Source organism: Microbacterium sp. NPDC055599, assembly GCF_053618975.1.
In genome coordinates this window covers 1-25,739 of record NZ_JBSHIM010000005.1, presented here as the reverse complement: position 1 = coordinate 25,739, position 25,739 = coordinate 1, and the positions used below count along the sequence as shown (strand labels likewise).

The following is a 25,739-nucleotide window of genomic DNA, read 5'->3' as shown; positions in this document are numbered from 1 at the left end:
GAGGGCTCCGGTGTCGCGCACCGGAGCCCTCGTCCGCTTCCATCGCCCCGCGCGGCTCAGGGTCGCGTGAGCTCCTCCAGCACCTCGATCACGTGCCGGTAGGGGCGCCCGGTGGCGCGGGTCATGCCGATCTCACACGTGCGGTTGGCGGACACGAACGCGTCGAAGCCCCCGCGCTCCCCGTCAGCGGCCGCGACCTCGGCCGACTCCTGCGCAGTCGCACTCGCGGTGAGTTCGGGGTGCAGCATGCCGCGGTCGCCCGCGAACGCGCAGCAGCCCCAGCCCTCGGGCACGAACACGTCGTCGGCCACGGCGGCAGCGATCTCCGTCAGGGCCCCGGTCGCCCCGAGCGCCGTGGTCGAGCAGGTGGGGTGCACCGCGATGGAGGGGAGCTTCGCCGGCACGCTCAACCGCGGCAGCACCTCGCGGGCGACGAAGGTCGTGGCGTCCTCGATGCGCAGTCCCGCGTAGCGCGGATCCTTCGCGACGGACTGGGCGAGCATCACATCCAGCCCCTCGGTGCACGACGCGGCGTCGCACACCACGGGGAGCTCGCCGTGACGGCTGGCCTCCCACAGCGACGCCAGCACCCGGTCGGACATCAGCCGGTAGCCGTCGAGGTGTCCCTTCGACTTCCACGGGGTGCCGCAGCAGAGCCCGCCGTTCTCCTCCGGGATCACCACCGCGATCCCCGCCCGGTCGAGCAGGTGGCGCAGGGCATCACGGGATCCGTGGCCGCCGTCCTCCGCGCCGAACATCGTGCCGATGCACGCGCCGAAGAACACGGCCTGCGCGTCGGGCGGTGACACCGGTCGATCGGGCTTCGAGCCGCCGCGGGGGAGTCCGCCGTCGTACAGCGGCACGGTGTCGGCGCCGAGCACAGCGCGTCCGAGCTGCGTCACGCCGCGGACGAGCGGGGCGGGGAGGGCGTCCGCGACCGTGAGGGCCACGCCGCCCGCGCGGGTGACGGTGCTCCAGTGCTTCGCGGCGGTGCCCCAGACGGCGCCCTCGACCGCGTTCGACTGCTCGGCCCGCAGCCGCCGCACGAGGTCGCCCGTGTTGATGTCGACCGGACACGCGACCCCGCACATGCCGTCGACGGCGCAGGTCTGCACGCCGTCGTAGTCGTAGTCGGCGCGCAGGTCGCGCAGCAGCTCGGTGTCGCCCTGCTCCTCGGCCCACGCCATGTCGCGGCGCAGCACGATGCGCTGCCGCGGGGTGAGGGTGATGCTCTTGCTCGGGCACGTGGGCTCGCAGTACCCGCACTCCACGCAGCGGTCCACCTCGCTCTCGACCGTGGGAACGCGCTTGAGGTCGTGCAGGTAGGAGTCGGGGTCGTCGGAGAGCACCACGCCGGGGTTGAGGATGCCGTCCGGATCGATGAGTCGCTTGAGCTCCCACATCAGGTCGGTGAGCTCGTCGCCGTACTGCCGCCGGACGAACGGCGCCATGATGCGACCGGTGCCGTGCTCGGCCTTGAGCGACCCCTGCTGGGAGAGGACGAGCTCGACGAGGTCGTCGGTGAAGCGGCGGTAGCGGGCCACGCTGTCGGGGTCGTCGAAGCGCTCGTTGAGCAGGAAGTGCACGTTGCCGTCCTTCGCGTGACCGAAGATGACGGAGCCCTCGTAGCCGTGCTCCGCGAACAGCTCGATCAGGCGCTCGCACGTGGCCAGCAGCCGGGGCACCGGTACCACGATGTCCTCCAGCAGCGCGGTCGTGCCGGAGGGGCGGGCACCGGCGACGGCGGTGTAGAGGCCCTTGCGCACGTGCCACAGCGCAGCCCGCTCGGCCGCATCGGTCGTGAGTCGCGGCGGGACGGCGAGGGGGAGGGCGTCGAAGTGCGACTGGGCGGCAGCGCTCGCGAGTGCCAGGGCGTCGGTGTCGGCCGCGTGCACCTCCACCAGCAGGGCGGCGTGCCCCCGCACGTCGATCTCCGCGATCGCCGCCGGGACATCGCTCAGCCCCTGGGCCACGCGCAGCGACGCCGCATCCAGGAGCTCGATCGTGGCGAGACCGAGACGGGTGAGGTCGGGCAGTGCGGACATGGCGGCGGACAGCGTCTCGAACACGAGCAGCCCGGTCGCGATCGCGGGGCGCACCTCGATCGTGCGGAAGCGCGCCTCGGCGACGAAGGCGAGCGTGCCCTCCGAGCCGATCACGAGGTGCTCCAGGATGCGGACGGGGTCGTCGAAGTCGAGCAGGGCGTTGAGGCCGTAGCCCATGGTGTTCTTCATGGAGAACTGCTGTCGGAGGAAGGCCACGTGCTGGGGGGAGGCGAGCAACCGCGCGCGCAGGGCGAGCAGGCCGTCGGCGATCGCCGGCTCGGCGGCGCGGAGCACCTCGTTCGCGTCGGGACGGCCCGTGTCGAGGATGGTTCCGCTGGGCAGCACGAGCGTCATCGACGTGATCGTCTGGTACGAGTTCTCGGTGATGCCGCAGGCCATGCCGCTGGAGTTGTTCGCCACGACGCCGCCGATCGTGCACGCGATCTCGCTCGCCGGGTCGGGCCCGAGCTTGCGGCGGTACCGGGCGAGCCGTGTGTTGACCTGACGCACGGTGGCGCCGGGCCCGACGCGGACGGCGGCGCCGTCGTCCTCCACCCGGATGTCGCGGAAGTGGCTGCGGGTGTCGACGAGGATGTCGCCGCTCACCCCCTGTCCGGAGAGACTCGTGCCACCGGAGCGGAAGGTGAGGGTGCGTCCGGCGGCGCGCACGGCGCCGAACGCGCGGGCCACGCCGGCCGCGTCGGCGGGGGAGAGCACGGCATCGGGGACGAGCAGATAGTGGGAGGCGTCGTGGGCGCGGGCGAACCGGTCGATCGACCGGGCATGCACCTCGGTGTCCGGCCCGAGCAGCTCGTGGTCCAGCGGTTCGGCGATGGTGGTCGGCACGGTGCTCCTCTGCTCCGGGTCAAGATTGTCTGACAAGTGTACCGATGACCGGATGCTTCGCTAGGCTGACGGCCATGACCATCCCCACGGACCGCGGCCTCGGCGTCGTCGGCGTGGTCGATGCGGTGACCGCCCAGCTGCGCGCGCGCATCCTCGGCGGTGAGATCCGATCGGGCGAGCCGCTCACCGAGGCCGCGGTGTCGCAGTCCTTCGGTGTGGCCAGGCCCAGCGCGAAGGCGGCGATCGAACAGCTGGTCGCGAGCGGCCTGCTCGTGCGCACGGCACATCGCACCGCACGCGTGGTGGGTATCGACCAGGCGACGGTGCGCGACGTCTACCGCACGCGCACCCGCCTGGAGAGCGCCGCGCTTCGGGAGCTGGCACGGGCGCGCAGAGTGCCCGCCGCCGCGGTCGAGGCGAACGCGGAGCTGCTCACGATGGGACCGGGGCCCGACCCGGCGACCGTGGACCCCGATCTGCGCTTCCATACGGCGCTGATCGATGCGCTGCACAGCGAGCGGACCGGACGGATGTACCGGAGCGTGCTCGACGAGGTCCGGTTGTGCATGGCGCAGGTGCAGGGGCGGCGCCTGCTGAACGCGGAGGAGATCGCAGCACAGCATCGGGAGATGCTCGATGCCGTCGCCGCGGGTGCGGAGGACGAAGCGGCCGAGCTGCTGCGGGCGCACCTCGCGTCCGCGGAGGAGCGACTGGTCGAGGCGCTCGGGCGCGACTGAGCGTCAGCCCACGTTGGCCGGGGCGTCCTCGATCTGGATGGGCGCATCCGCCGGGTCCGCCCACACCGGCGCGGGCAGCGGCGTGTCCACTGCGCCGTCCTGGATCGCGCGCAGCGCCTCCGTGATCTCGTCCGCGTTCTCCGGCACCGCGAGGCCGCACGTGCGCAGCTCCGAGGCGAACTGCAGCGTGAGGCGGATCTTGCCCGCCTCGATCGCCTGCGCCGTCGTGCCGGTGCGGATCTCACTGCCCGTCTGGATCGCGGGCACCTCGTCGCACACGTGATAGACCTTGCCGCCGTCGACCCAGACCACCTCGTCCTTGCCGAGCAGCTGGATCACGGTCGACTGGTCGGCCGTGTACTGCTCGACCGACGGCGGGGCGAAGTCCACGCCGACGAACACGGCCAGTGCGGCCAGGACGACGCCGACGATGCCGGCCGTCGTCTTCTGCCCCTTGTCCATGTCCTTGTTCAGGAAGATCAGGATCACGAGCGGGAGGAAGGCGACGATCGCGATGATCGCGCCGAGCTGGTTCTGCACGAAGAAGCGGGTCTTGTCCGCCTTCCGCGCGGGATCGAGCCGGTTCGCCTTCTTCCAGAGCACGGAGCCCGTGATCGACAGGGCCGCGATCACGACGAGCAGCACGAGCAGGGCGATGAACGCCCACTGCGGGAACTGTGCCGTGACGCCCTGCTCCTCCAGCAGACCCGTGTCGGGGTCGCGCACGAGCGTGCCGTCCTCGCCGACGTAGACGCGCTGGCGGAGCAGCCAGAAGATCCCGACGCCCTCGCCGATGATCGCGAGGGCCCACAGCGCGCCCGCGATCCAGCGGAAGCGCATCGCCGTCGTCTTCGCCGCGGCGCTCGGCGTCCACCCCGCCGGTGGCTCCGTGCTCGCGGCGGTGTTCCTGTCCGTGCCGGCGTTCCTGTCGTCGCTCTCGGCCACGTTGATCCCTTCCCCCGAAGGCCCGACCGCACCGGCCAGGGCACGCAAGATCCTAGTGGACGGGGTGTCCTACGCTGGAGGCATGACCTCCGACTCCGACGACGCCCTGAGCTGGGAGGGCGACGACGACACGGCGTCGCATCGCACCGGTCGCCCGCGGCGACGTGAGAACGCGGCCCCGCCCGTCGAGCCGCCTCTTCACCACGCCACGACCACGGAGAGCGCCGCGGTCGCGCCCACGACGCGACCCCCCGCGTCTCCACCGCCCACCGAGGCGGCACCGCCGTCGGCGCCCGCGGCGTCCGTCGCCGCCGACGACGACGAGGCGCCGGCGGGACTCAGCAATGCGATGCTCCTGCTCGTCGGGGTGGTCGGCGGGGTGTATCTCCTCTATTCGGTCGGTTGGGTCGTCGGTGGGCTGCGGCTGCAACCGCTCGCCTCGTTCCTGGTCGCCGACGCGATGTTCCTGCCCTGGTTCGTGCTCGCGATCGCGGCGCCCGCGCTGTGGTTCCTCGCGACGTGGGTCCTCACGCGGGGGAGGGCCGCGTGGGTGCGGGTCGCCCTGCTGCTCGCCGGGGTCGTGCTCCTGGTGCCGTGGCCGTTCGTGACGGTGGGGGTGGTCGGATCATGAGCTCGTCGGAGAACGCATCGGCGGTGTCGTCCGGATCGCCGCGCTGGCTCGCCGGCACCGTCATCGTCCTCGCCGGGCTGTTCTACGCCTACGCGGTGTGGAACGCGGTCGCGCATCTGATCACGATGGCGCAGACCGGTCTGACGGGTGCGGGCTGGGCCGTGCTGCTGTTCGGTGTCGTCTTCCCCCTGATCGTGTTCGGCTTCGCCTCTGCGATCGGGCGTCGCCGGCGCGTGGGCGAGCTCGCCCTCGTGTTCCTCGCGGGGCTGGGCATCGTCGCCGTCTTCTGGATGAGTCTGCTCGCGCTCAGCCTCACGCTCCCCAGCGCCTGACCCGGACGCCACCGGTCGAGCTGGACTGCGCGGCGTCACACGGCACGGAGCGGCATGGCGGCTCGGGTAGAGTTGTCGCGATCGCGCCCCCGACGGTGTGCGGCGCATCGGCCCCTCCCGCCTGTCGCGCTGCCCCGAAGGATCCACTGTGCCGAAGCCCGTCGTGCTCATCGCCGAAGTACTCTCTCCCGCCACGATCGAGGCGCTCGGCCCCGACTTCGACGTCCGCCACGTCGACGGCACCGACCGCGAGGCCCTGTTCGCCGCGCTGGCCGAGGCCGACGCGGTGCTCATCCGCTCGGCGACCCGCATCGACGAGGAGGCGCTGGCGCACGCGCCGAAGCTGAAGGTCGTCGCGCGTGCGGGCGTGGGCCTCGACAACGTCGACATCAAGGCCGCGACGACGGCGGGCGTCATGGTCGTGAACGCTCCGACGTCGAACATCGTCTCGGCCGCCGAGCTCACGGTCGGTCACATCCTCAGCCTCGCTCGGCGCATCCCGGCCGCGCACGCCTCGCTCGCCGCCGGGCAGTGGAAGCGCAGCTCGTTCACGGGCGCCGAGCTCTTCGAGAAGACGGTCGGCATCGTGGGGCTCGGACGTATCGGCGCGCTCGTCGCCGCCCGCCTCGCGGCGTTCGACATGCGCGTCGTCGCGTACGACCCCTACGTCACGTCCGCCCGCGCCCAGCAGCTCGGCGTGCAGCTCCTGTCGCTCGACGAGCTGGTGGCGGAGTCCGACTTCCTGACGATCCACATGCCCAAGACTCCGGAGACCACGGGCATGATCGGCGCGGAGCAGTTCGCGGCGATGAAGCCGACCGCCTTCGTCGTCAACGTCGCGCGCGGCGGGCTGATCGACGAGGAGGCGCTGCACGAGGCGCTCGTCGCTGGAGAGATCGCCGGTGCCGGTCTCGACGTCTTCACGTCTGAGCCGCCGGCGGAGGGCGGCAGTGCCCGTCCGCTGCTCGACCTGCCGAACGTGGTCGTCACGCCGCACCTCGGTGCGAGCACGGAGGAGGCGCAGGAGAAGGCCGGTGTCTCGGTCGCCCGCTCGGTGCGACTCGCGCTGGGCGGCGACCTGGTGCCCGACGCGGTCAACGTGGCCGGCGGCGTGATCGACCCGTATGTGCGTCCCGGGATCTCGCTCGTGGAGAAGCTGGGCCAGATCTTCGCGGCCCTCGCGACCTCGCCGCTCACGAGCCTCGACGTCGAGGTGCACGGCGAGCTCAACGACTACGACGTCAGCGTGCTCAAGCTCGCGGCGCTCAAGGGCGTGTTCACGAACATCGTCAGCGAGACCGTGTCGTACGTGAACGCTCCGCTCCTCGCCGAGCAGCGGGGGATCGCGGTCCGCCTGCTCAAGGACGACGTGAGCGAGGAGTACCGCAACGTCATCACCTTGACGGGGGCCCTGTCCGACGGTTCGCAGCTCTCGGTGTCCGGCACGCTGACCGGTCCGAAGCAGGCGGAGAAGCTCGTCGGCATCAACGACCACGCGCTGGAGCTGCCGATCGAGAAGCACCACGTCGTCATGCTCTACACCGACCGTCCGGGCATCGTGGCCGTGTACGGCCAGAAGTTCGGTGAGGCGGGCATCAACATCGCGGGCATGCAGATCGCGCGCCGCGCGGCCGGCGACCAGGCGCTCAGCGTGCTGACGCTGGACTCGCCCGTGTCGGAGGAACTGCTCGACGACGTGCGCGACGCGATCGACGCCGACCTGTTCCGGCAGATCGAGATCACCGAGGTCTGAGCCGCAGCACCACGGAAGAGGGGCGGGAGCGTGACGCTCCCGCCCCTCTTCGGTTCGCGAGTCAGGCGGTCGCGCGCAGGACCAGGGCGATCAGGTCGGCGAGCTCATCGCTGCGGGGGACGAGCCGCTCGGGTCCGTGCACGTCGAGCGAGTTGTTGAAGTAGAGCCCGTCGCTGACCAGCATCACCAGGTCGAGGCTGGCGGTGTCGCGCACGTGCGGGCGGATGGTGTCGGCCCAGCGGCGCCGGGTCTCGCGGAGCATGTCGGCCGCGCGGGCCGAGCCGCCCTGGGCGAGGCGGGTCGTGGCGATCAGGGCGCGGTCGAGGGCGTCGTCCTCCATGACCGACGTGCGGACGTAGTAGGCGACCGGGCCCTCCTCCGCCGCGTTCATGCGCTCCAGGTCGAGGGTGGTGAGGTGGTCGAGCCGCTCCACGAGGCCGGCCTCGAGGTCGTCCTTGGAGTGGAAGTGGTACAGCAGCCCGCCTTTGGAGACGCCCGCGGCCTTGGCCGTCGCGTCGAGCGTGGCCGCGCGCTCGCCCTCGTCGATGAGGATCGCCTCGAAGGCGTCGAGAACCTTCTCGCGGGCGAGGGGAGGTCGGGGCATCGTTCATCCTCTGTTCGGAAACGGGAGGCCGGTCTCTGTTACTATACCAGCCGGACGGTTCACTAACGGAGCCGCCGAGAGTCTGAGAGGTGTTCCATGAGCCGTACTGCGTCGACCCCGACGACAGAGACGGAAGCCCCGCGCGTCGGCGCCAGAGGGTGGGCGGCGCTCGTCGTCCTCATGCTCCCCGTGCTGCTGGTGTCGGTCGACAACACGGTGCTGAGCTTCGCCCTGCCCGAGATCTCGATCTCGCTCGCACCTACCGGTGCCGAGCAGCTGTGGATCATCGACGTGTACCCGCTCGTGCTGGCCGGACTGCTGGTGACCATGGGCACGCTCGGTGATCGGTTCGGGCGGAGGAAGCTGCTGCTCATCGGAGCCACGGGGTTCGCCGTGGTCTCGGCCCTCGCCGCGTTCGCTCCGACGGCCGGTCTCCTCATCGCCGCCCGCGCCCTGCTCGGCTTCTTCGGTGCGATGCTCATGCCCTCCACGCTGTCGCTCCTGCGCTCGATCTTCCAGAACCGCGATCAGCGACGCACGGCGATCGCGGTCTGGGCGTCCGCGTTCTCCGCCGGTGCGGCCCTGGGGCCGATCGTCGGCGGGTTCCTGCTCGAGCACTTCGCGTGGGGCTCGGTGTTCCTCCTCGCTGTACCGGTGCTGATCCCGCTGCTGATCGGCGCACCGCTGCTGGTTCCCGAGAGCCGCGACCCGCACCCCGGTCGCATCGACCCGCTGAGCATCGCCCTGTCGATGGCGGCGATGATCCCGGTCGTCTACGCGATCAAGTCGTTCGCGGTGGACGGGCCCTCGCTGTACGCGGGGGGATGGGCCGTGCTCGGCCTTCTGATGGGCGCGCTGTTCGTGCGGCGTCAGCTCCGCTCCGACGTCCCGATGCTCGACATGGCGCTGTTCCGAAGGGGCTCCTTCTCCGGGGCGATCCTGGTGAACCTGCTCAGCGTGGTCGCCCTGGTGGGCTTCCTCTACTTCGTGTCGCAGCACGTGCAGCTCGTGCTCGGGCTCTCGCCGATGATGGCCGGGCTCGCACTCGTGCCCGGCATGGCGGCGATGATCGTGGCCGGCCTCACGGTCGTGCCGATCTCGCGTCGCGTGCCGCCGCACGTGCTGATTCCCGCGGCGCTGGTCTTCTCCGTGGTCGGCTACCTGATCGTGGCGATGACGACGCACGACCACGGTGTCGTGCCGCTGATCCTCGCGTTCGCGGTGCTCGGCATCGGCATCGGTGCCGCGGAGACGATCTCGAACGAGCTCATCCTCTCCAGCGCTCCGGCCGCGAAGGCCGGCGCGGCCAGCGCCGTGTCCGAGACCGCGTACGAGCTCGGCGCCGTGCTCGGCACCGCCATCCTGGGCGGCCTCATCACGGCGTTCTACCGCGGAGCGCTCGTGCTTCCGGAGGGGCTGCCCGCCGACGTCGCGCATGCGGCGCAGGAGACGCTGGCCGGCGCGTACACCGCGGCGCAGCAGCTCCCGTCGCAGCTCGGAGACGCGCTGTGGCAGGCCGCCGCCGACGCGTTCGGCTCCGGGGTGACGGTGACCTCGCTGATCGGCGCCGGGCTCGTGGTCGTCGCCGCGGTGATCGCCGCCGTCACACTGCGCAAGGCACCCACGCACTGACCACTACGCTGGGGGGGACCGGCCTGTACGACCCGCGGTCGCGCCGCGGCCGGTCCACCCCCGTGCAGTGCGCAAGGAGTCTCATGTCGCGTGTCGTGAAGCTGGCCGTCATCCCCGGTGACGGCATCGGTCCCGAGGTCATCGCGGAGGCGGAGAAGGTGCTCGACGCCGTCACCGCAGACAGCGACGTGACGTTCGACAAGACCCGCTTCTCGCTCGGAGCCGGCCGGTTCCTCGAGACCGGCGACACGCTCACCGACGACGACCTGGCGGCGATCTCGGCGCACGACGCGATCCTGCTCGGCGCGGTCGGAGGCACGCCGGGCGACCCGCGCCTGAAGAACGCGAACATCGAGCGTGGCCTGCTGCTGAAGCTCCGCTTCACGCTCGACCATTACGTGAACCTGCGCCCGTCGAAGCTCTTCCCGGGTGCCCCTGGTCCGCTCGCCGACCCCGGGGAGGTCGACTTCGTCGTGGTGCGGGAGGGCACCGAGGGACCCTACGTCGGCAACGGCGGCGCGATCCGCGTCGGCACGCCGCAGGAGGTCGCCAACGAGACCTCGGTCAACACCGCCTTCGGTGTGGAGCGCGTGGTGCGCTACGCGTTCGGCCTCGCCAAGCGCCGCCGCCGGAAGCTCACCCTCGTGCACAAGACCAACGTGCTCGTGCACGCGGGCGCCATCTGGCAGCGCATCGTGAACGAGGTCGCCGCCGAACACCCCGATGTGACCGTCGACTATCTGCACGTCGACGCCGCCACCATCTTCCTGGTCACGGACCCCTCGCGTTTCGACGTGATCGTGACGGACAATCTCTTCGGTGACATCCTCACCGACCTCGCCGGCGCCGTCACGGGCGGCATCGGCCTCGCAGCCTCGGGGAACATCAACCCCGACGGCGCCTTCCCGTCGATGTTCGAGCCCGTGCACGGCTCGGCTCCGGACATCGCGGGTCAGCAGAAGGCCGACCCGACCGCCGCGATCCTCTCGATCGCGCTGCTGCTCGACCACCTCGGCTTCGCGGCCGAGTCGGCGCGTGTGAGCGCCGCGGTCGAGGCGGACATCGCCGCGCGCAGCGGTGCCCGCACCACCGCGGAGATCGGCTCCGCGATCACTGCCCGCCTCTGAACGGCGGGCGTAGGCTGACAGGGCGCGAGGATGCGCCCACCCACGAGGATTGGATGACGACATGACGACGATCGACGCCGAGACGAGCGTGGCTCCCCTGGAGTTCGCCGTGACGAAGAACCTGAACGCCGCGAGCCCGACGCGGCTCGCCGAGGTGCTGGAGAACCCCGGGTTCGGGGTCGTCTTCACCGACCACATGGTCGACATCTGCTGGTCGGCCAAGGGCGGCTGGCACCGTCCGCGCGTGCAGCCCTACGGCCCGATCCCGCTCGACCCCGCCGCGTCGGTTCTGCACTATGCGCAGGAGATCTTCGAGGGCATCAAGGCCTACCGTCACGCCGACGGATCCATCCACACCTTCCGGCCCGACCGCAACGCCGCCCGCCTGCAGGCGAGCGCGCGCCGTCTGGCGCTTCCGGAGCTGCCCACCGAGTACTTCATCCAGTCGCTGCGCGAGCTGATCGCCGTCGACGGTCGCTGGGTGCCGTCGGGCGCCGACCAGAGCCTGTACCTGCGGCCGTTCATGTTCGCCAAGGAGGCGTTCCTCGGGGTGCGGGCGGCGCAGAAGGTCGCGTACTACGTGATCGCGAGCCCCGCCGGGGCGTACTTCAGCGGCGGGGTGAAGCCGGTGCGCATCTGGCTCTCGGAGGACTACGCCCGCGCGGGCAAGGGCGGCACCGGGAAGGCGAAGACGGGCGGCAACTACGCCTCGAGCCTCCTCCCGCAGGCCGAGGCCGCCGCCAAGGGCTGCGACCAGGTCGTGTTCCTCAACGAGAAGCGCGACGTCGAGGAGCTCGGCGGCATGAACGTCGTGTTCGTCTTCAAGGACGGCCGCGTCGTCACCCCGGAGTCCGACAGCATCCTCGAGGGCATCACGCGCGACTCGCTGCTGCAGCTCGCGGAAGACCGCGGCTACACGGTCGAGAAGCGACCGATCTCGATCGACGAGTGGCGTCAGGGCGTCGCCTCGGGCGACATCGTCGAGGTGTTCGCATGCGGCACGGCCGCTGTCGTCACCCCGATCGGTGCGCTGGTCGGCGACGGCTTCGACGAGCCGCAGCCGCTCGGCGAGCTGGCGCTGTCGCTGCGCGAGGAGCTGACCGACATCCAGTACGGCCGCCGCGAGGACAAGCACGGCTGGCTCGTGCGCCTCGACGCCTGATCCCCACCTCCGAAGACCCCGCGCCGGCTCGCCCGGTCCGGGGTCTTCGTCGTCGCTAGGCTGGACGCATGAAGATCGCCCGGTTCAGCCACGACGACGCCATCATGTACGGGATCATCGACGAGCGCGAGCTCGTCGTGCTGGCCGGGGACCCGATGTTCGCCGGGTACGAGACCACCGGCGACCGGGTGCCGCTCACCGAGGCGAAGCTCCTCGCGCCCGTGATCCCGCGCTCCAAGGTCGTGTGCGTCGGCAAGAACTACCATGACCACGCCGCCGAGATGGGCGGGGTCGCGCCCGAGGAGCCGCTGCTGTTCCTCAAGCCGAACACGGCCGTCATCGGCCCGGACGACGCGATCGTGCGTCCCACCGCCCTGTCCGAGCGCACCGAGTACGAGGGTGAGCTGGTGGTCGTGATCGGCAAGATCGCCAAGAACGTCACGGCGGAGAACGCCCTCGACTACGTGCTCGGCTACACGATCGGCAACGACGTCACCGCTCGCGACCTGCAGCGCAAGGACGGACAGTGGTCCCGGGCGAAGGGCTTCGACACCTTCTGCCCGCTCGGCCCCGTGATCGAGACCGACTTCGACGCGTCGACGGCGACCATCGAGACCAGGGTCAACGGCGAGGTGCGGCAGCACGCGCCGCTCACCGACATGATCCACTCGGTGGCGGACATCATCGCGTACGCCTCGGCCGTCTTCACCCTTCTCCCCGGTGACGTGATCATGACGGGGACCCCGGCGGGTGTCGGCACGTTCACGGCGGGCGACGTCGTCGAGGTGGAGATCTCCGGCCTCGGCATCCTCCGCAACACCGCGCGCGACGCCGTTCCCGCGACATGACCTCCGGCGCCCTGACGGCGGCGCAGCAGACGGCGGTGCAGCGGCGCACCGTCCTCGTGCTGTCGCTCGGGCAGGTCCTGGGGGGCATCGCGTTCGGGGCGACCGTCTCGCTCGGTGCTCTGCTCGCGGCCGACATCTCCGGCAGCGACGCGCTCTCCGGGCTGGCGACCGCCTCCGTCACGCTCGGCGCGGCACTGTGCGCGATCCCGCTCGCTCGGCTGGCGGCACGGCTCGGTCGACGCCGCGCGCTCACGCTCGGCAACCTCTTCGCCCTGGTCGGCATCGCCGTGGTGATCCTCGCCGCGTCGGTCCGGGTGTTCCCGCTGCTCCTCGTCGGCATCCTGTTGATCGGCGCAGGCAACGCGGGCAACTTGCAGTCGCGGTTCGCCGCGACCGACCTCGCCGCCCCGCAGCACCGCGGCCGCGACCTCTCCATCGTGGTGTGGTCGACGACGATCGGCGGCGTCGCGGGACCGCTGCTGCTCGGCCCCGGCGAGGTCGTCGGCCATGCGATCGGGATGCCGCCGCAGACCGGGTCGTACGTGTTCTCGTTCGTGGCGCAGTCTGCCGCGCTCGTGCTCTACCTCGTGGCGCTGCGCCCGGATCCGCTCCTCGCGGCGCAGCGCCTCGCGACGCAGGCTGCTGCGGCGACCGGGACGACGGCGGTGGACCGTCCGCGGGTCGCGCGCTACGCCATCTTCGCCATCGCCGGTTCGCACGTGGTGATGGCGTCGGTCATGGCGATGACCCCGGTGCACCTGTCGCACATGGCGCACGGCGCGCACGGCGCTGCGGCGACTCCGGCCGACGTCTCGGCCCTGGTGGGGATCACGATCGCGCTGCACGTCGGGGGCATGTACGCGCTGTCGCCCGTGTTCGGTGTGCTGGCCGACCGGTGGGGGCGGCTGCGCGTGGTGCTGCTGGGGCAGGTGCTCCTGGGCGGCGCGCTGGCGTTCGCGGTGTTCACGGGGACCGAGGCGTGGGGTGTGATGGTCGCGCTCATCCTGCTCGGCCTGGGCTGGAGCGCGGCGACCGTGGCGGGCGCCGCCCTCCTGACCGAGGCGTCCGCTCCCGAGCTGCGCACGCGCCGCCAGGGTCGCAGCGACTCGCTCATGAGCCTCTCGGCCGCCGCCGGTTCCGTGCTCGCGGGCATCGTGCTGTCGAACTTCCAGTACGCGGGCCTCGGGATCGCCGCCTCGGTGCTCGTCCTCGCGATCGTGGTGCTCTCGCCACTCGCGCGGACCGATGCGCGGTAACGGACCGCGGGGGAGTCGTCACACCGCGGTTGGCCTGCGCGCCATCCGCTGAGGTCACCCGGAGGCAGTGTGCGCTGCGCTACGGTCGAGCCATGTCCTCCCAGGCCGGACGAGTCGCCGCAGGCGCTGCGCTCGTCGTCATCGCCGGCGCTCTCACCGGATGTGCACCGAGCATCGGGACGCTGGTGAGGGACAGCCTCGCCGAGTCCGTGGAAGACGCGCAGGACTCGTTGTGGGAGCACCGCGACCAGATCGTCAGCGACCCGGAAGCGGCCGTCGCCGGACTCGGCTTCGTCCACGACGCGCGTGAGGGTGCCGACGACGGATCCGGTCTGTACACCCTGGTGGCCCTCGACGACGCCGAGGACACCGTGACCCTCACTCTCGTCGTGGGCGGCGGTGCGACGACCGGCGGCGGGCACTGGTATCAGCAGGCGAGCGCCGCGACGTGCGTCGACTTCGTCTTCCCGCAGGCCGCCGCCGAGATCCGTGCGGAGGATGCCGTGTGCGGAGACATCCCGGACGCGGACAGGTACGACGAGGTCGTCCCATTCAGGGACCTCGACGTTCGGGAGTCGGTGACGGCGGCGGACTACCCGCCACCGATCTGCCAGTGCCACAGCGGAGGCGACTGCGACTGCCCAGGAGGCTGAGCGAGCGCCGCGGGCTGAGCCCCGCGCACCCGTAGAATCGAAAGGCTATGGCTACTCCTCACCCCCTCACCACGACCGCCAGCGGCGCCGACATCCGCGTCCGCTTCTGCCCCTCTCCGACGGGGCTGCCGCACGTCGGCATGGTCCGCACGGCTCTGTACAACTGGGCGTACGCGCGCCACAACGGCGGGAAGATGGTGTTCCGCATCGAGGACACCGACGCCGCGCGGGACAGCGAGGAGAGCTTCCGTCAGCTGGTCGACGCGCTCACCTGGCTCGAGATCGACTGGGACGAGGGCGTCGAGGTGGGCGGCCCCCACGCGCCGTACCGCCAGTCCGAGCGGCACGACATCTATCGCGGGGTGATCGACAAGCTGGTCGCGACGGGCGCGCTCTACGAGAGCTACTCGACGGCGGAGGAGATCGACGCCCGCAACGAGGCCAACGGTCGGGCGAAGCAGCTCGGCTACGACAACTTCGACCGCGACCTCACGGACGAGCAGAAGGCGGCGTTCCGCGCCGAGGGTCGCCAGCCGGCCCTGCGCCTGCGGGTGCCGGACGAGGACCTCACGTACGTGGACCTCATCCGCGGCGAGGTCACCTTCCCGGCCGGATCGTTCCCCGACTTCGTGGTCGTGCGTCCGAACGGCGTGCCGCTGTACACCTTCGTGAACCCGGTCGACGATGCGCTGATGGGCATCACCCACGTGCTGCGCGGCGAGGACCTCATGCCCTCCACCGCCCGTCAGCTGTCGCTCTACGCCGCGCTGATCGACGCCGGGGTGACGACCTTCGTCCCGCGCTTCGCGCACATGCCGCTGGTGCTGGGGGAGACGGGCACGAAGAAGCTCTCCAAGCGCGACCCCCAGGCCGACCTCTTCCTGCACCGGGAGCGCGGCTTCATCCACGAGGGGCTGCTGAACTACCTGGCGCTGCTGGGCTGGTCGATCGGCCCCGACCGTGACGTGTTCTCGCTCGACGAGTTCATCGCCGCGTTCGACATCGAGAACGTGAACCCGAATCCGGCCCGCTTCGACCAGAAGAAGGCGGAGTCGATCAACGGCGACCACATCCGCATGCTCGATGTGAAGGACTTCGCCGAGCGCTCGGTGCCGTACCTCGCGGCTGCCGGGCTCTTCGACGAGCCGACCCACGAGCAGCTCGTGCTGGCGTTCCGTGCCGCGCCGCTCGTGCAGGAGCGGGTGCAGCTGCTGGGCGAGGTTCCGGGCATGCTCGGCTTCCTGTTCCGCGACGAGGTGTCGTACGACGCGGACGCCCTCAAGGGTCTGCCGGCGAACGCCGCGGAGGTGCTCGAGGCCTGCGTCACCGCGCTCGAGCCCGTGCAGGACTTCACCCCGGAGAACGTCCAGGAGGCCCTGTCGACGGCGCTCGTGGACGAGCTCGGGCTCAAGCCGCGTGTGGCCTACGGGCCGCCGCGCGTCGCCATCACGGGGCGCCGCGTCTCGCCGCCGCTGTTCGAGTCGATGGAGCTGCTCGGCAAGGACGAGTCGCTGCGGCGACTGCGCGCCCTGGCCGCGTTCCTGGCCGACTGAGCCGCGACGCGCCCGAGCGGCGGCACACGCCGGTGGTTTTGGCGATCGGTCGCCGCTCGGGTAAGCTTGACTCTCGGTGCGAGGCTCCGGTTTCGCCCTTGGGGTATGGTGTAATTGGCAACACGGCTGATTCTGGTTCAGTTGTTCTTGGTTCGAGTCCAGGTACCCCAGCACTCACAGAAGCCCGGAAATCCGCAGGAATGCGGCTCCGGGCTTCTGTCGTTCTCGGGCGAGGGCGGGCACGCTACGGCGTCTTCGCCGGCGGGCCCGTCCGCTCCGCGCGGAGCACCAGGGCGATGGTGGCGAACGCGATCGATGCGGCGACGGCGGGGAGATAGGTCAGGATGTCGGGCGTGACCGTCGAGGCGCCCCAGCACACCGCGGCGGCAAGTGCGGACACCAAAAAGGCGAGGATGTCGAGGGGGCCGCGCTTCCTGACGAAGACGGCGGCCAGGAGCAGCGCCGCGGCGATCAGTGGTGCCCCGGTGGTCAGCACGGCGGCGACGCCGTGGTGGTTCGCCGCGTTCCAGACCGCGAAGTAGAGCTGCGCTCCGGCGAGGACGGAAGCCGCGACGCGGCGGGCTTCGCGATAGAAGGCGTGCATCAGTGCTCCTCAGTGACCCGGGAGCGAGGGCCGCCCCGACGGAGTGAGGGTACGTCAGATCTGTCGGGGTGTCCACATATGAGGACGTCAGCGCGACCGAACCGGGGTCGCGGCTACTCGCACTCCCCGAGGAAGCCCAGGTAGCAGACGGCCTCGTGGGTCACGGCGGGCTCGTAGTCGTCGTTGGATACCTGGCGGGTCGCGGTCTCCGGCGTGCGGGTGAGGTGTCCGAAGTCGCCCAGGGAGGCGACGTACGTGCCGTCGACATCCTCCGCGATCATCCGGTCGATCTCGGCGCGGTGCTGTGCGCACAGGTCGGCCGCGGTCGGCACCAGTTCCACGCCGGCGCACGCCCCCGCGTACTGGGCCTCCATCGCGGCGATGCAGTCGGTCCAGTCCTGGTCGACGTAGCACGGGCTCACCCCGTCGTCGGCGACGAGGTAGGCGCCGGTCTCGTACTCCTCGCTGTGGAAGGTCTCGGGCTTCTCCGGCACGTCGACCTTGGTCCAGTGGCGCGCCGTGACCACGGCGTAGACCGTGACGATCGCGGCGATGAGCAGCAGGGCGCCGACGATCGACAGCGCGATCCAGAGCCCCGCACGACTCTTGCGGCCGGTGCCGTCGGCGGGCGGGGCGTTCGGGTCGAGCGGCGGGGTGGCGAACGGAGCGGCGCCGGTCGCGTACGCCTCGGTGGTCGCGCCGTACGCCGCGGGGTACGCGGTCGGCGCGGACGTGGGGAGGTCATGGCCGCCCAGGGGCAGCGTCGCGGCGACGGTCGCGGCGGGCGGCGTGGCCTGGCCGCTGACGGTGAGCCAGTAGTCGTACCAGCTGCGGCTCGCCTGGTCGTCGGCCTGCACGCGCTGGGCCTCGGCGGCGGTCAGCGGGAGGCCGAGGGCCTGCAGCCCCTCGTCGCTCAGCAGGGACGATCGGAACTCCTCGTATGACAGCGGCATGGTCGCAGAATATCGGTTCGGCGCCGGATCGGCAGGCCGCGCGGCCGATGTCGGAAGACCCTGGAACACTACCGAGGTGATCGGAATGAGCTCCTTCTGGAAAGCGCTGCCCACCGAGGGGCGCTGGCTGCTGTCCACCGTCGCCATCCAGACACTCGGGCGGGGCATGACGTTGCCGTTCACGATCATCTACCTGCACGAGGTCCGCGGGTTCGACCTGGGGCTCTCGGGCGCGCTGATGAGCCTGATCGCCATCACCGGGCTCGTCGTGACCGGTCCGGGAGGCACGCTCATCGACCGCTTCGGTGCCCGCCGCGTGCTGATCACGGGACTGCTGGCGATGATCGCGGGGTGCACGCTCCTGGCGTACGCGACGCACCCTGCCGTGGCCACCGTGGCCGTGGTGCTGATCGGCGTGAACTTCGGCGTCTCCTGGCCGGGGTTCAACGCCCTGATCGCCTCGGTGGTCGAGGGTGAGCTCCGCCAGCAGTACTTCGGCGTGAACTTCGCGCTCGTGAACCTGGGCATCGGCGTCGGCGGCATCGTCGGCGGGTTCTTCGTGAACGTCGACGATTCCGCGACCTTCACCACGATCTTCCTCATCGACGCGGCGACCAGTCTCATCCCGCTCGCGCTGCTCCTCGGGCCGCTGCGACGTGTGCGCACGCAGCCCGACCACGGCCCGGCCGACGAGACGGCGGGTGGCTACCGCGAGATCGTGCGCCGGCCCGCGGTGCTGTGGCTGACGCTGCTCACCTTCCTCTCCGTCTTCATCGGCTACGGACAGCTGGAGGCCGGCTTCCCGGCGTTCGCGCGACAGGTGGCAGAGGTGTCGACACAGGTGGTCGGCGTCTCCTTCGCCGTGAACACCGCGGTGATCGTGCTGCTGCAGTTCGCGGTGCTCCGGCTGATCTCCGGCAAGCGTCGCACGCGGGTGATGCAGGTGATGGCGCTCATCTGGGCCCTGTCCTGGGTCGCGCTCGGAGCTGCGGGGCTGCTGCCCGACTCGCTCGCGGCCGCGATCGGGGTGATCGCGTTCATGGGGGTGTTCGCATTCGGGGAGACGATGCTGCAGCCGACGGTGCCCGCGATCTACAACGACCTCGCCACCGACCGCACCCGGGGCCGCTACAACGCGATCAACTCGGCGGCGTTCCAGGGTGGAGCGATCACCGGGCCGTTGGTGGCCGGTCTGCTGCTCGGCGCGGGGGCGCAGGGCTGGTTCATCGGCGTGATGGTGGCCGGAAGTCTGGCGGTGGGCGTGCTGGCTCTCGTGCTCGAGCGCGTGGTGCCTTCGGAGGCGAACGGCGTCCCCCTCCATCGAACGGAGGAGGTCGCGGGCGAGGCCGCGGTCTAGGCTCCGGAGCATGGCACTCGAATCGCTCTTCCTCCGCCTCGATCGGATCGCCGGCGGGCGGCAGGCCGGCGTCGCGATCAGCGAGGCCGGACGCACGCATCCGAAGACCGTGCGCGCCTTCACCTGGATCCTCTGGCTGCTGGTCGCGGAACTGGTGCTCGGGGTCGGCGCCGTCGTCGTCGCGCTGATCCTCGCCGTCGACGGCGAGAGGGTGCCGTTCGCCGTGTGGATGCGCACGCTCATCGTGCTGGCGATGACGGCGACCCTGTTCTACTTCGCCTGGCGGGCCCGTCGTGGTTGGCGCTGGGCCTACCAGCGCCTGCGCCTCTTCGCGCAGATCTTCCCGGTCATCACGCTCGTCATGGCCGCTATCCCCGGGCTGTACCCGGTGTGGATGGTGACCGAGCAGATCGTGTTCAGCCTCATCATGATCGGCATCGCCGACTTCCTCACCAGCGACCACATGCGATCCGTCTTCGCGAAGGATCCGCAAGCGGATAGCACCTCGGCCGGGTGACGCGCCACTCCCTTTTCGTCCGGTCGCACCCGAGGCAGGCTTCAGGGGACCGGAACGACGACGGCGGGAGGAGCAGGGATGGCGCGGCTGATCAGGGTGGTGCCGGGCGTCGACCCGGGGTTCCGTCGACAGCGGTCGGGCTCCGGGTTCCGCTACGTCGACCCGACCGGCGCACCGGCGCCCGAGGCCGACCGGGAGCGCATCAACGACCTGGTCATCCCGCCCGCGTGGCGCGACGTGTGGATCGCGGCCGACCCGCTCGCGCACATCCAGGCCGTCGGCATCGACCAGGCCGACCGCAAGCAGTACCTCTACCACCCGCTGTGGCGCGTCTCCCGTGACCGCCGGAAGTTCGTGCGCGCCCTCGATCTGGCCTCCGCGCTCCCGAGCGCGAGGGCGCAGGTGACCAGGGCGCTGCGCGAAGAGGGGCAGACCAAGGACAGGGCCCTCGCGATCGCGTTCCGACTGCTCGACGACGCCGCCCTGCGCATCGGATCCGAGCGGTACCTCGCGCGTCACGGCAGCCGCGGACTGACCACGCTGAGGCGCCGCGACGTGCGCCTCGACGGCCGCGACGTGGCACTGTCGTTCCCTGCCAAGAGCGGTCGCACCGCCTCGATCGAGATCACCGACGAGGCCCTCGCGGAGGCGCTCACGGACTTCGCGGCGGGAGCCTCGAATGCGTTCCTGCTCGCGTACCGCAAGGGGAGGAGGCGTGTGAAGATCACCCCCGCGGAGGTGAACGCGTACCTCAAGGACGTGTTGGGGGCGAGCTTCACGGCGAAGGACTTCCGCACGCTGCACGGCACGATCATCGCCGCCGACGCCCTCGCCCGCATCGGGGCCCTCGACCGCAAGGGTCAGCGCGCGCAGGCTGAGCGGCTGGCCGTGCAGGCCGCAGCGACCGCGCTCGGGAACACGACTGCCGTCGCCCGCAACAGCTACATCGACCCGCGCGTGTTCCGGCAGTACGCGCGCGGACGCACCCTCGATCTCGACGTGACCCCCGAGACCGCGATCCGTCGCCTCCTCGGCGGTCCCGAGACCTCCCGCAAGGTCAACCGGCGAGGGACGAGCAGAGGGCGGCGATCAGCAGCGGCACGAGCCGCGTGAGCACGGCCGCGACCACCGGCCAGCACTGCGCGCGCGTCTTGACGCCGCGTACCGCGGCCGGGACCCGGTCGCGCGGCGACGAGGCCGTCGCGTCGGCCCGGCAGGCCGCGTCCCGGGGGCTCTCCGCGGAACCGGGGGCATCGGCTCGTCCAGGTCTGAACCTCGCCGAGGCCGTGCGAACGGCTCCAGGATGCCAGGATGGAAGGATGGACACCGCCAACCTGACCCGCGAGGAGACCGCCGCGCGATCCGCGGCCGTCACCCTCCACCGCATCCGCGTCGAGCTCGACCTGACCGGAGCGCCGGAGCGGGCCCGCACCGGATTCCCCACCGCGACCACGCTGGAGTTCGACGCGACGACCGACGCGACCTGGCTCGACTTCATCGGCGAGGAGGTGCGCCGCGTCGAGGTGAACGGCGAGGAGCGCGAGGTCGACTACGACGGAGCACGGATCGCGATCACCGGTCTGGCACCGTCCAACGTGGTGCGGGTCGAGGCGGTCGGCGCTTACAGCCGCTCGGGGGAGGGGCTGCACCGCTTCCACGACCCCGCCGACGACCGCACCTACCTGTACACGCAGTACGAGCCGGCGGACGCCCGCCGCGTGATGGCGTGCTTCGAGCAGCCCGACCTCAAGGCCGAGTACACCTTCGTGGTCGATGCGCCGTCGGGGTGGGAAGTGCTGTCCAACCAGTCGCCCGCCCATGTGGACCTCGGCGTGGGCGTGCAGCGCGTGGAGTTCGCCCCTACGCTGCCGATCTCCAGCTACATCACCGCGGTGGCTGCGGGACCGTACACCCGCGTGGTCGGGGAGTGGACGCGCGACGAGCAGCGCATCGCCCTCGGACTGTTCGTGCGACGCTCGCTGGCCGAGCACCTCGAGTCGGACGAGATCCTGGAGGTCACGCGGCAGGGGCTCGACTTCTTCACCGAGGCCTTCGCCTATCCGTACCCCTGGGGCAAGTACGACCAGCTCTTCGTACCCGAGTACAACCTCGGCGCGATGGAGAACCCCGGGCTGGTGACCTTCACCGAGTCCTACCTCTCGCGCGGTGCCGCCACCGACGCACAGCGGGCGGCCAGGGCCAACACGATCCTGCACGAGATGGCTCACATGTGGTTCGGCGACCTCGTGACCATGACCTGGTGGGACGACCTGTGGCTCAAGGAGTCGTTCGCCGACTACATGGGCTCGCACGCGTCCGCGGTGGCGACGCGCTTCCACGACGCCTGGGTCACGTTCGCGATGCGGCGCAAGTCGTGGGCCTATCAGCAGGATCAGCTGCCGACGACGCACCCGATCGTGGCCGACATCCCCGATCTCGAGGCGGCGAAGCTCAACTTCGACGGCATCACGTACGCCAAGGGCGCCTCGGTGCTGAAGCAGCTGGTCGCCTACGTCGGCGACGAGGCGTTCTTCGAGGGCGCGCGACGCTACTTCGCGGCGAACGCCTTCGGCAACACCACGCTCGACGATTTCCTCGTGGTGCTGAGCGAGGCGTCCGGGCGCGACATGAGCGACTGGGCGGCGGCGTGGTTGCAGACCACCGGGGTCTCGACGCTGTGGATCGAGGCGGACGACGACGGCCGCCGCACCCTCGTGCAGAGCGGGACCCGTCCGCATCGGCTCCGCATCGGCTTCTACGACCGGGTCGACGGTCGGATCGTCCGCCGCGAGCAGCGGGAGCTCGACCTTCCCGGCGAGCGGGTCGAGCTCGACGTCCCCGAAGCGGACCTCGTGCTCCTGAACGACGACGACCTCACCTACGCGAAGGCGAGGATGGACGACCGCTCGCTGGCGACCGCGGAGGAGTCGCTCTCAGCCATCGAGGACCCCCTGGCGCGGGCGCTGGTGTGGTCGTCGCTGTGGAACGCGACCCGCGACGGTGAGCTCGATGCGGGACGCTTCCTGCGCATCGCCCGTGCTCACGCCCCGGCCGAGCCGAACGGCGGACTGCTGGGGGCGGCGATCCAGAACGCCGCGTTCACCGTGCGCCACTTCGTGGCCGACGAACGCCGGGTCGAGGAGCAGCGCGCCTGGACGGAGGCCGCCTGGTCGGCGCTGCAGGCCGCGGAGGCGGGAAGTGACGCGCAGCTGTCGTGGGCGCGCGCGCTGGCGACGGCCTCGGCGTTCGACGATGTGCACCACGCCGACCTGCGCGACATGCTCGACGGCCGGGGTCCGGACGGTCTCGTGATCGATCCCGACCTGCGGTGGCAGCTGCTGACCGCGCTCGTCACCACCGGACACGCCGACGGTGCCGACATCGCGGCGGAGGAGGAGCGGGACGACACCGGCGACGGACGCACGGCCGCCCGCCGTGCCCGCGCGTCGCGCCCGGAGGCGCCCGTGCGCGCCGCGGCCTGGGCGGCTGCCTGGGATGACCGCTCGCTGACGAACGACCACCTGGACGCCGAGATCGCCGGGTTCCGCGCGGGCGGCCGTCGCGACCTGATCTCCGATTTCGACGCGGAGTACTTCTCCCGCATCCGCGACGCGTGGAGCGAGCGGAGCATCGAGTTGGCGCAGCGCCTGGTGATCGGGCTGTTCCCGGCCGGTGACACGCTCGACCCCGTCGACGCGTGGCTCGACGCGAACGCGGACGCCCCGGCGGCGCTGCGTCGCCTCGTGGTGGAGCAGCGCGACCACCTGGCGCGGGATCTCCGGGTCCGCGCCGGCCAGGCCTAGATCGGCTCGACGGTCATCCCCATGACCGTGCGCACGATCCACGGGTGCGCACGGTCGTCGTCGATGTGGCGCATGCCGAGCTTCTCGGCGACCCGGCGGGACGCGGTGTTGTCGGGGTGGATGATCGCGGTCAGCAGCGTCGGCGCGAGCTCGCGCCCGACGAGCTCGACGCAGGCGCGTGCGGCTTCCGTGGCGTAGCCGCGCCCCTGGAGCTCCGCGCGCACGTGGTAGCCGACCTCGAGCACGGGTTGCCCGTTCGACGACTGCCACGTGAGACCGCAGTCACCCACGAACGCGCCGTCGTGGGTCTCCAGGGTCCACAGGCCGTGCCCGTCCTGCGCGTAGCGCTCGCGCATGCGGGCGATCCACGCGGCGCTCTCGGCGCGGGTCTTCGGTGCGGGATAGTAGGTCATCACCGCGGGGTCGCCGAGGAGCGCGGCGAGGTCGTCGAGGTCGTCGTCGATCATCTCGCGGAACACGAGCCGCTCCGTGGGGCGGGGCAGGAGCCGTCGCGGGGCCGACCGCGGTGGGGTGCTCACAGGTCGAGCGTGTCGCCGGGGTCGAGCACGAAGAACTCGCCGCCGTTCTGTTCCGTCGCCCACTGCAGCCGCTGCCGGTGCATGTTCCTGCCGATCACGGACAGCGTCATGTCGTGCGTGCCGAACGCCCGGCGCGGCTTGACGGCGAGCACGTAGTCCATCGCCTCGCCGATCTTGAGCCACGGGCCGCCGAGCGGTGCGGCCAGGGTCTGCACGTCCACGCCCTCGGGCACCGCGTACGAGTCGCCGGGGTAGTAGAGCTCGTCGTTCACGAGCACGCCGACGTTGTCGATGGTCGGGATCGAGGAGTGGATCACGGCGTGGGTGCCGCCGAAGAACCGCAGTGTGAACGGTCCGACCTCGATCGTGTCGCCGGGCGAGACCACCGTGATGTCGTAGCCGTCTGCCGCCCGGGCGACCCCCTCCGGGCCGTAGACGGGGGTGCCGGGCGCGGCACGGAGGATCCGGTCCAGCTGCTCCGGCGTCCAGTGGTCGGGGTGCTCGTGGGTCAGCACGACCCCCACGAGTCCGCTGAGGTCGTCGGGCGGCGTGGTGAAGGAGCCGGGATCGATCAGGAGGGTCTGACCGTTGAGGTCGAGACGGAGGGCGGCATGTTCGAACTTGGAGACGCGCATGACACGAGTCAACCGCTCCGTGGCCGTCGCGGCAATCACCGCGACGGCGCGCCACGCCCGGGAGTCGCGCGGACGCGGCGCCGATTTGGCGCGCAGAGAACGGCCGTGCCATACTTGAACGGTTGTCGCGGGACGGAAACGCTCCGCCAGACGGCCCCATCGTATAGCGGCCTAGTACGCCGCCCTCTCACGGCGGTAACGCGGGTTCGAATCCCGCTGGGGTCACACAACACGACGAAAGCCCTCCGGTTTGCCCGGAGGGCTTTCGTCGTCTGCGGCAGGTGCTCATCCCGCGGGTCGCAGCGACAGGATGCGGAAAGCCGCCGTGCGAAGGGGGACGATCATGAGCGCCATCATCGCCCCGCCGAACACCGCGAACGGCACCCAGACCGCGGTCGCCGAGGCGAGCGCCCCGAATCCTGCCATCGCCGCCGGCATCAGGCAGTCATCGCCGAGGCGGGTGAGCGCGCCCATCCGTCCGAGGTACGCGGTGTCGACCGTCGCGGAGAACGTCGCGCTCAGCAGCACCGAGGCGAACCCTGCGGTGGCGCCGATCACGAAAGCCGCCGTTCCCACCGTCCAGGCCGGTCCCACGCCCAGTGCCGCGATCCCCGCCCCCTGCACGACCAGCGCCCAGAATCCGCCGTAGGCCTCGCGCCGCGGACGCCACTTCGCGACCGAGACCGCCCCGAGCGCGGCGCCGAGGCCCAGTAGCGCCTCGAACAGTCCGACGGCCTGGGCGCCCCAGCCCTCGTCGTGCGCACGCAGCGCCAGACCGATGCCCACGGCCGGCCCCACGGCGAGGTTCAGCCCCGACAGCGCGATCACCAGGGTGCGCGTGGTGCGGTTCGCGGCCAGGTGGGCGAAGCCGGAGCCGATGCCGCGCAGAGCCGACTGCCGGGCGGCACGCGCCAGGCGGAACCGGGGGCGCAGCCAGAGGGCGAGGAACGCCAGGACGACCGTGAACGTGAGCGCGTTGACCGAGGCGCTGCCCACCAGCCCGGTGTGCGCGACCACCAGGCCACCGGCGGCGGCACCGCCCATCGTCCCGAGTCGCGAGGCCGTCTGCGCGGCGGCCCCGTACGACGGCAGGTCGGACGTGCGCGCGAGCTGCCGGGCGATGGTGCCCGCCGACGGCTCGTAGAACGCGTCGCACACGCCGAACGCGACCGCGGCGAACACCAGCACGGCGACGGTGGGGGGGGCG

The 25,739-nt window shown here is 71.2% G+C and carries 23 protein-coding genes and 2 tRNA genes; 17 read left to right on the top strand and 8 right to left on the bottom strand.

Features of this window, described 5'->3' with window-relative positions; genetic code table 11:
• Positions 1 to 56: 56 nt before the first annotated feature.
• On the bottom strand, positions 57 to 2,891 hold the full coding sequence (locus ACWGQ1_RS05820) for an FAD-binding and (Fe-S)-binding domain-containing protein (protein WP_136044569.1): 2,835 nt from the start codon (positions 2,889 to 2,891) through the stop codon (positions 57 to 59).
• 74 nt (positions 2,892 to 2,965) lie between these two features.
• Between ACWGQ1_RS05820 and ACWGQ1_RS05815 the strand changes: the two genes are divergently transcribed.
• Positions 2,966 to 3,628: an FCD domain-containing protein gene (locus ACWGQ1_RS05815; RefSeq protein ID WP_452312532.1), complete on the top strand. Its 663-nt coding sequence runs from the start codon at positions 2,966 to 2,968 to the stop codon at positions 3,626 to 3,628.
• A gap of 3 nt (positions 3,629 to 3,631) precedes the next feature.
• On the opposite strand, the gene ACWGQ1_RS05810 is transcribed toward ACWGQ1_RS05815, so the two are convergent.
• Positions 3,632 to 4,573, bottom strand: a complete 942-nt coding sequence (locus ACWGQ1_RS05810) for a hypothetical protein (RefSeq protein ID WP_452312531.1) — start codon at positions 4,571 to 4,573, stop codon at positions 3,632 to 3,634.
• A gap of 82 nt (positions 4,574 to 4,655) precedes the next feature.
• Here ACWGQ1_RS05810 and ACWGQ1_RS05805 point away from each other — a divergent pair, with 82 nt between their 5' ends.
• From ACWGQ1_RS05805 to serA, 3 genes are all read left to right on the top strand, one after another.
• Positions 4,656 to 5,204, top strand: a complete 549-nt coding sequence (locus ACWGQ1_RS05805; protein ID WP_240753116.1) for a hypothetical protein — start codon at positions 4,656 to 4,658, stop codon at positions 5,202 to 5,204.
• The gene (locus tag ACWGQ1_RS05800) at positions 5,201 to 5,536 is read left to right on the top strand and encodes a hypothetical protein (RefSeq protein WP_136034927.1); all 336 of its coding nucleotides are present in this window, start codon (positions 5,201 to 5,203) and stop codon (positions 5,534 to 5,536) included. Before ACWGQ1_RS05805 ends, ACWGQ1_RS05800 begins: the two co-directional genes overlap by 4 nt.
• 148 nt (positions 5,537 to 5,684) lie before the next feature.
• Positions 5,685 to 7,289, top strand: coding sequence for a phosphoglycerate dehydrogenase (gene serA / locus ACWGQ1_RS05795; RefSeq protein ID WP_136034925.1), 1,605 nt, complete (start codon positions 5,685 to 5,687; stop codon positions 7,287 to 7,289).
• Positions 7,290 to 7,350: 61 nt separating this feature from the next.
• Here serA and ACWGQ1_RS05790 read toward each other — a convergent pair whose 3' ends face one another.
• Positions 7,351 to 7,893 (bottom strand): TetR/AcrR family transcriptional regulator, encoded by a 543-nt coding sequence (locus ACWGQ1_RS05790; RefSeq protein ID WP_136034922.1) that lies wholly within the window; start codon positions 7,891 to 7,893, stop codon positions 7,351 to 7,353.
• Positions 7,894 to 7,989: 96 nt separating this feature from the next.
• On the opposite strand from ACWGQ1_RS05790, the gene ACWGQ1_RS05785 reads away from it, so the two are divergent.
• The 8 genes from ACWGQ1_RS05785 (at position 7,990) to ACWGQ1_RS05750 (ending at position 16,295) form a co-directional block, all read left to right on the top strand.
• Positions 7,990 to 9,525 carry an MFS transporter gene (locus tag ACWGQ1_RS05785; RefSeq protein WP_452312530.1) on the top strand — a complete coding sequence of 512 codons (1,536 nt, stop codon included), beginning with the start codon at positions 7,990 to 7,992 and terminating at the stop codon, positions 9,523 to 9,525.
• An 83-nt stretch (positions 9,526 to 9,608) separates the two neighbouring features.
• Positions 9,609 to 10,652, top strand: coding sequence for a 3-isopropylmalate dehydrogenase (locus tag ACWGQ1_RS05780; protein ID WP_452312529.1), 1,044 nt, complete (start codon positions 9,609 to 9,611; stop codon positions 10,650 to 10,652).
• 61 nt (positions 10,653 to 10,713) lie between these two features.
• On the top strand, positions 10,714 to 11,814 hold the full coding sequence (locus ACWGQ1_RS05775) for a branched-chain amino acid aminotransferase (RefSeq protein WP_247981602.1): 1,101 nt from the start codon (positions 10,714 to 10,716) through the stop codon (positions 11,812 to 11,814).
• Between the two features lie 68 nt (positions 11,815 to 11,882).
• Positions 11,883 to 12,662: a fumarylacetoacetate hydrolase family protein gene (locus tag ACWGQ1_RS05770; RefSeq protein WP_136044576.1), complete on the top strand. Its 780-nt coding sequence runs from the start codon at positions 11,883 to 11,885 to the stop codon at positions 12,660 to 12,662.
• Positions 12,659 to 13,918, top strand: coding sequence for an MFS transporter (locus ACWGQ1_RS05765; RefSeq protein ID WP_452312528.1), 1,260 nt, complete (start codon positions 12,659 to 12,661; stop codon positions 13,916 to 13,918). The genes ACWGQ1_RS05770 and ACWGQ1_RS05765 overlap by 4 nt, the downstream gene beginning before the upstream one ends.
• A 92-nt stretch (positions 13,919 to 14,010) precedes the next feature.
• Positions 14,011 to 14,571, top strand: coding sequence for a hypothetical protein (locus tag ACWGQ1_RS05760; RefSeq protein ID WP_452312527.1), 561 nt, complete (start codon positions 14,011 to 14,013; stop codon positions 14,569 to 14,571).
• A 47-nt stretch (positions 14,572 to 14,618) separates the two neighbouring features.
• Positions 14,619 to 16,124: a glutamate--tRNA ligase gene (gene gltX, locus ACWGQ1_RS05755; RefSeq protein WP_452312526.1), complete on the top strand. Its 1,506-nt coding sequence runs from the start codon at positions 14,619 to 14,621 to the stop codon at positions 16,122 to 16,124.
• 99 nt (positions 16,125 to 16,223) lie between these two features.
• Positions 16,224 to 16,295: transfer RNA gene (locus tag ACWGQ1_RS05750), tRNA-Gln, on the top strand.
• Positions 16,296 to 16,368: 73 nt separating this feature from the next.
• Here the strand turns inward: ACWGQ1_RS05750 and ACWGQ1_RS05745 are convergent.
• Both ACWGQ1_RS05745 and ACWGQ1_RS05740 read right to left on the bottom strand, forming a co-directional pair.
• Entirely contained in the window at positions 16,369 to 16,728 is a 360-nt protein-coding gene (locus tag ACWGQ1_RS05745) for a hypothetical protein (protein ID WP_452312525.1), read from the bottom strand.
• 113 nt (positions 16,729 to 16,841) lie between these two features.
• Complete coding sequence (locus ACWGQ1_RS05740; protein ID WP_452312524.1) at positions 16,842 to 17,681, bottom strand: hypothetical protein; 840 nt, start codon at positions 17,679 to 17,681, stop codon at positions 16,842 to 16,844.
• Positions 17,682 to 17,766: 85 nt separating this feature from the next.
• On the opposite strand from ACWGQ1_RS05740, the gene ACWGQ1_RS05735 reads away from it, so the two are divergent.
• The 4 genes from ACWGQ1_RS05735 (at position 17,767) to pepN (ending at position 23,358) form a co-directional block, all read left to right on the top strand.
• The gene (locus ACWGQ1_RS05735; protein WP_452312523.1) at positions 17,767 to 19,038 is read left to right on the top strand and encodes an MFS transporter; all 1,272 of its coding nucleotides are present in this window, start codon (positions 17,767 to 17,769) and stop codon (positions 19,036 to 19,038) included.
• A gap of 10 nt (positions 19,039 to 19,048) precedes the next feature.
• Positions 19,049 to 19,555 carry a hypothetical protein gene (locus ACWGQ1_RS05730; RefSeq protein WP_136034899.1) on the top strand — a complete coding sequence of 169 codons (507 nt, stop codon included), beginning with the start codon at positions 19,049 to 19,051 and terminating at the stop codon, positions 19,553 to 19,555.
• Positions 19,556 to 19,633: 78 nt separating this feature from the next.
• Positions 19,634 to 20,668: a DNA topoisomerase IB gene (locus ACWGQ1_RS05725; RefSeq protein WP_206251339.1), complete on the top strand. Its 1,035-nt coding sequence runs from the start codon at positions 19,634 to 19,636 to the stop codon at positions 20,666 to 20,668.
• 206 nt (positions 20,669 to 20,874) lie between these two features.
• Positions 20,875 to 23,358 (top strand): aminopeptidase N, encoded by a 2,484-nt coding sequence (pepN, locus tag ACWGQ1_RS05720; RefSeq protein WP_452312522.1) that lies wholly within the window; start codon positions 20,875 to 20,877, stop codon positions 23,356 to 23,358.
• On the opposite strand, the gene ACWGQ1_RS05715 is transcribed toward pepN, so the two are convergent.
• Complete coding sequence (locus ACWGQ1_RS05715; RefSeq protein ID WP_378803862.1) at positions 23,355 to 23,825, bottom strand: GNAT family N-acetyltransferase; 471 nt, start codon at positions 23,823 to 23,825, stop codon at positions 23,355 to 23,357. The genes pepN and ACWGQ1_RS05715 overlap by 4 nt on opposite strands.
• A gap of 68 nt (positions 23,826 to 23,893) precedes the next feature.
• Positions 23,894 to 24,532 (bottom strand): MBL fold metallo-hydrolase, encoded by a 639-nt coding sequence (locus ACWGQ1_RS05710; RefSeq protein WP_136036993.1) that lies wholly within the window; start codon positions 24,530 to 24,532, stop codon positions 23,894 to 23,896.
• A gap of 152 nt (positions 24,533 to 24,684) precedes the next feature.
• On the opposite strand from ACWGQ1_RS05710, the gene ACWGQ1_RS05705 reads away from it, so the two are divergent.
• Positions 24,685 to 24,757, top strand: a tRNA-Glu gene (locus ACWGQ1_RS05705).
• Between the two features lie 60 nt (positions 24,758 to 24,817).
• On the opposite strand, the gene ACWGQ1_RS05700 is transcribed toward ACWGQ1_RS05705, so the two are convergent.
• Positions 24,818 to 25,739, bottom strand: a 922-nt coding sequence (locus ACWGQ1_RS05700) for an MFS transporter (RefSeq protein ID WP_452312521.1), incomplete at its 5' end; no start/stop codon positions are given.

Bases quoted from the DNA above. Each gene is read 5' to 3' on its own strand.
- ACWGQ1_RS05815 (WP_452312532.1), top strand. From the start codon at position 2,966: ATGACCATCCCCACGGACCGCGGCCTCGGCGTCGTCGGCGTGGTCGAT.
- ACWGQ1_RS05805 (WP_240753116.1), top strand. From the start codon at position 4,656: ATGACCTCCGACTCCGACGACGCCCTGAGCTGGGAGGGCGACGACGAC.
- ACWGQ1_RS05800 (WP_136034927.1), top strand. From the start codon at position 5,201: ATGAGCTCGTCGGAGAACGCATCGGCGGTGTCGTCCGGATCGCCGCGC.
- ACWGQ1_RS05790 (WP_136034922.1), bottom strand. From the start codon at position 7,893: ATGCCCCGACCTCCCCTCGCCCGCGAGAAGGTTCTCGACGCCTTCGAG.
- ACWGQ1_RS05785 (WP_452312530.1), top strand. From the start codon at position 7,990: ATGAGCCGTACTGCGTCGACCCCGACGACAGAGACGGAAGCCCCGCGC.
- ACWGQ1_RS05780 (WP_452312529.1), top strand. From the start codon at position 9,609: ATGTCGCGTGTCGTGAAGCTGGCCGTCATCCCCGGTGACGGCATCGGT.
- ACWGQ1_RS05775 (WP_247981602.1), top strand. From the start codon at position 10,714: ATGACGACGATCGACGCCGAGACGAGCGTGGCTCCCCTGGAGTTCGCC.
- ACWGQ1_RS05770 (WP_136044576.1), top strand. From the start codon at position 11,883: ATGAAGATCGCCCGGTTCAGCCACGACGACGCCATCATGTACGGGATC.
- ACWGQ1_RS05765 (WP_452312528.1), top strand. From the start codon at position 12,659: ATGACCTCCGGCGCCCTGACGGCGGCGCAGCAGACGGCGGTGCAGCGG.
- ACWGQ1_RS05760 (WP_452312527.1), top strand. From the start codon at position 14,011: ATGTCCTCCCAGGCCGGACGAGTCGCCGCAGGCGCTGCGCTCGTCGTC.
- gltX (WP_452312526.1), top strand. From the start codon at position 14,619: ATGGCTACTCCTCACCCCCTCACCACGACCGCCAGCGGCGCCGACATC.
- ACWGQ1_RS05745 (WP_452312525.1), bottom strand. From the start codon at position 16,728: ATGCACGCCTTCTATCGCGAAGCCCGCCGCGTCGCGGCTTCCGTCCTC.
- ACWGQ1_RS05740 (WP_452312524.1), bottom strand. From the start codon at position 17,681: ATGCCGCTGTCATACGAGGAGTTCCGATCGTCCCTGCTGAGCGACGAG.
- ACWGQ1_RS05735 (WP_452312523.1), top strand. From the start codon at position 17,767: ATGAGCTCCTTCTGGAAAGCGCTGCCCACCGAGGGGCGCTGGCTGCTG.
- ACWGQ1_RS05730 (WP_136034899.1), top strand. From the start codon at position 19,049: ATGGCACTCGAATCGCTCTTCCTCCGCCTCGATCGGATCGCCGGCGGG.
- ACWGQ1_RS05725 (WP_206251339.1), top strand. From the start codon at position 19,634: ATGGCGCGGCTGATCAGGGTGGTGCCGGGCGTCGACCCGGGGTTCCGT.
- pepN (WP_452312522.1), top strand. From the start codon at position 20,875: ATGGACACCGCCAACCTGACCCGCGAGGAGACCGCCGCGCGATCCGCG.
- ACWGQ1_RS05715 (WP_378803862.1), bottom strand. From the start codon at position 23,825: ATGATCGACGACGACCTCGACGACCTCGCCGCGCTCCTCGGCGACCCC.
- ACWGQ1_RS05710 (WP_136036993.1), bottom strand. From the start codon at position 24,532: ATGCGCGTCTCCAAGTTCGAACATGCCGCCCTCCGTCTCGACCTCAAC.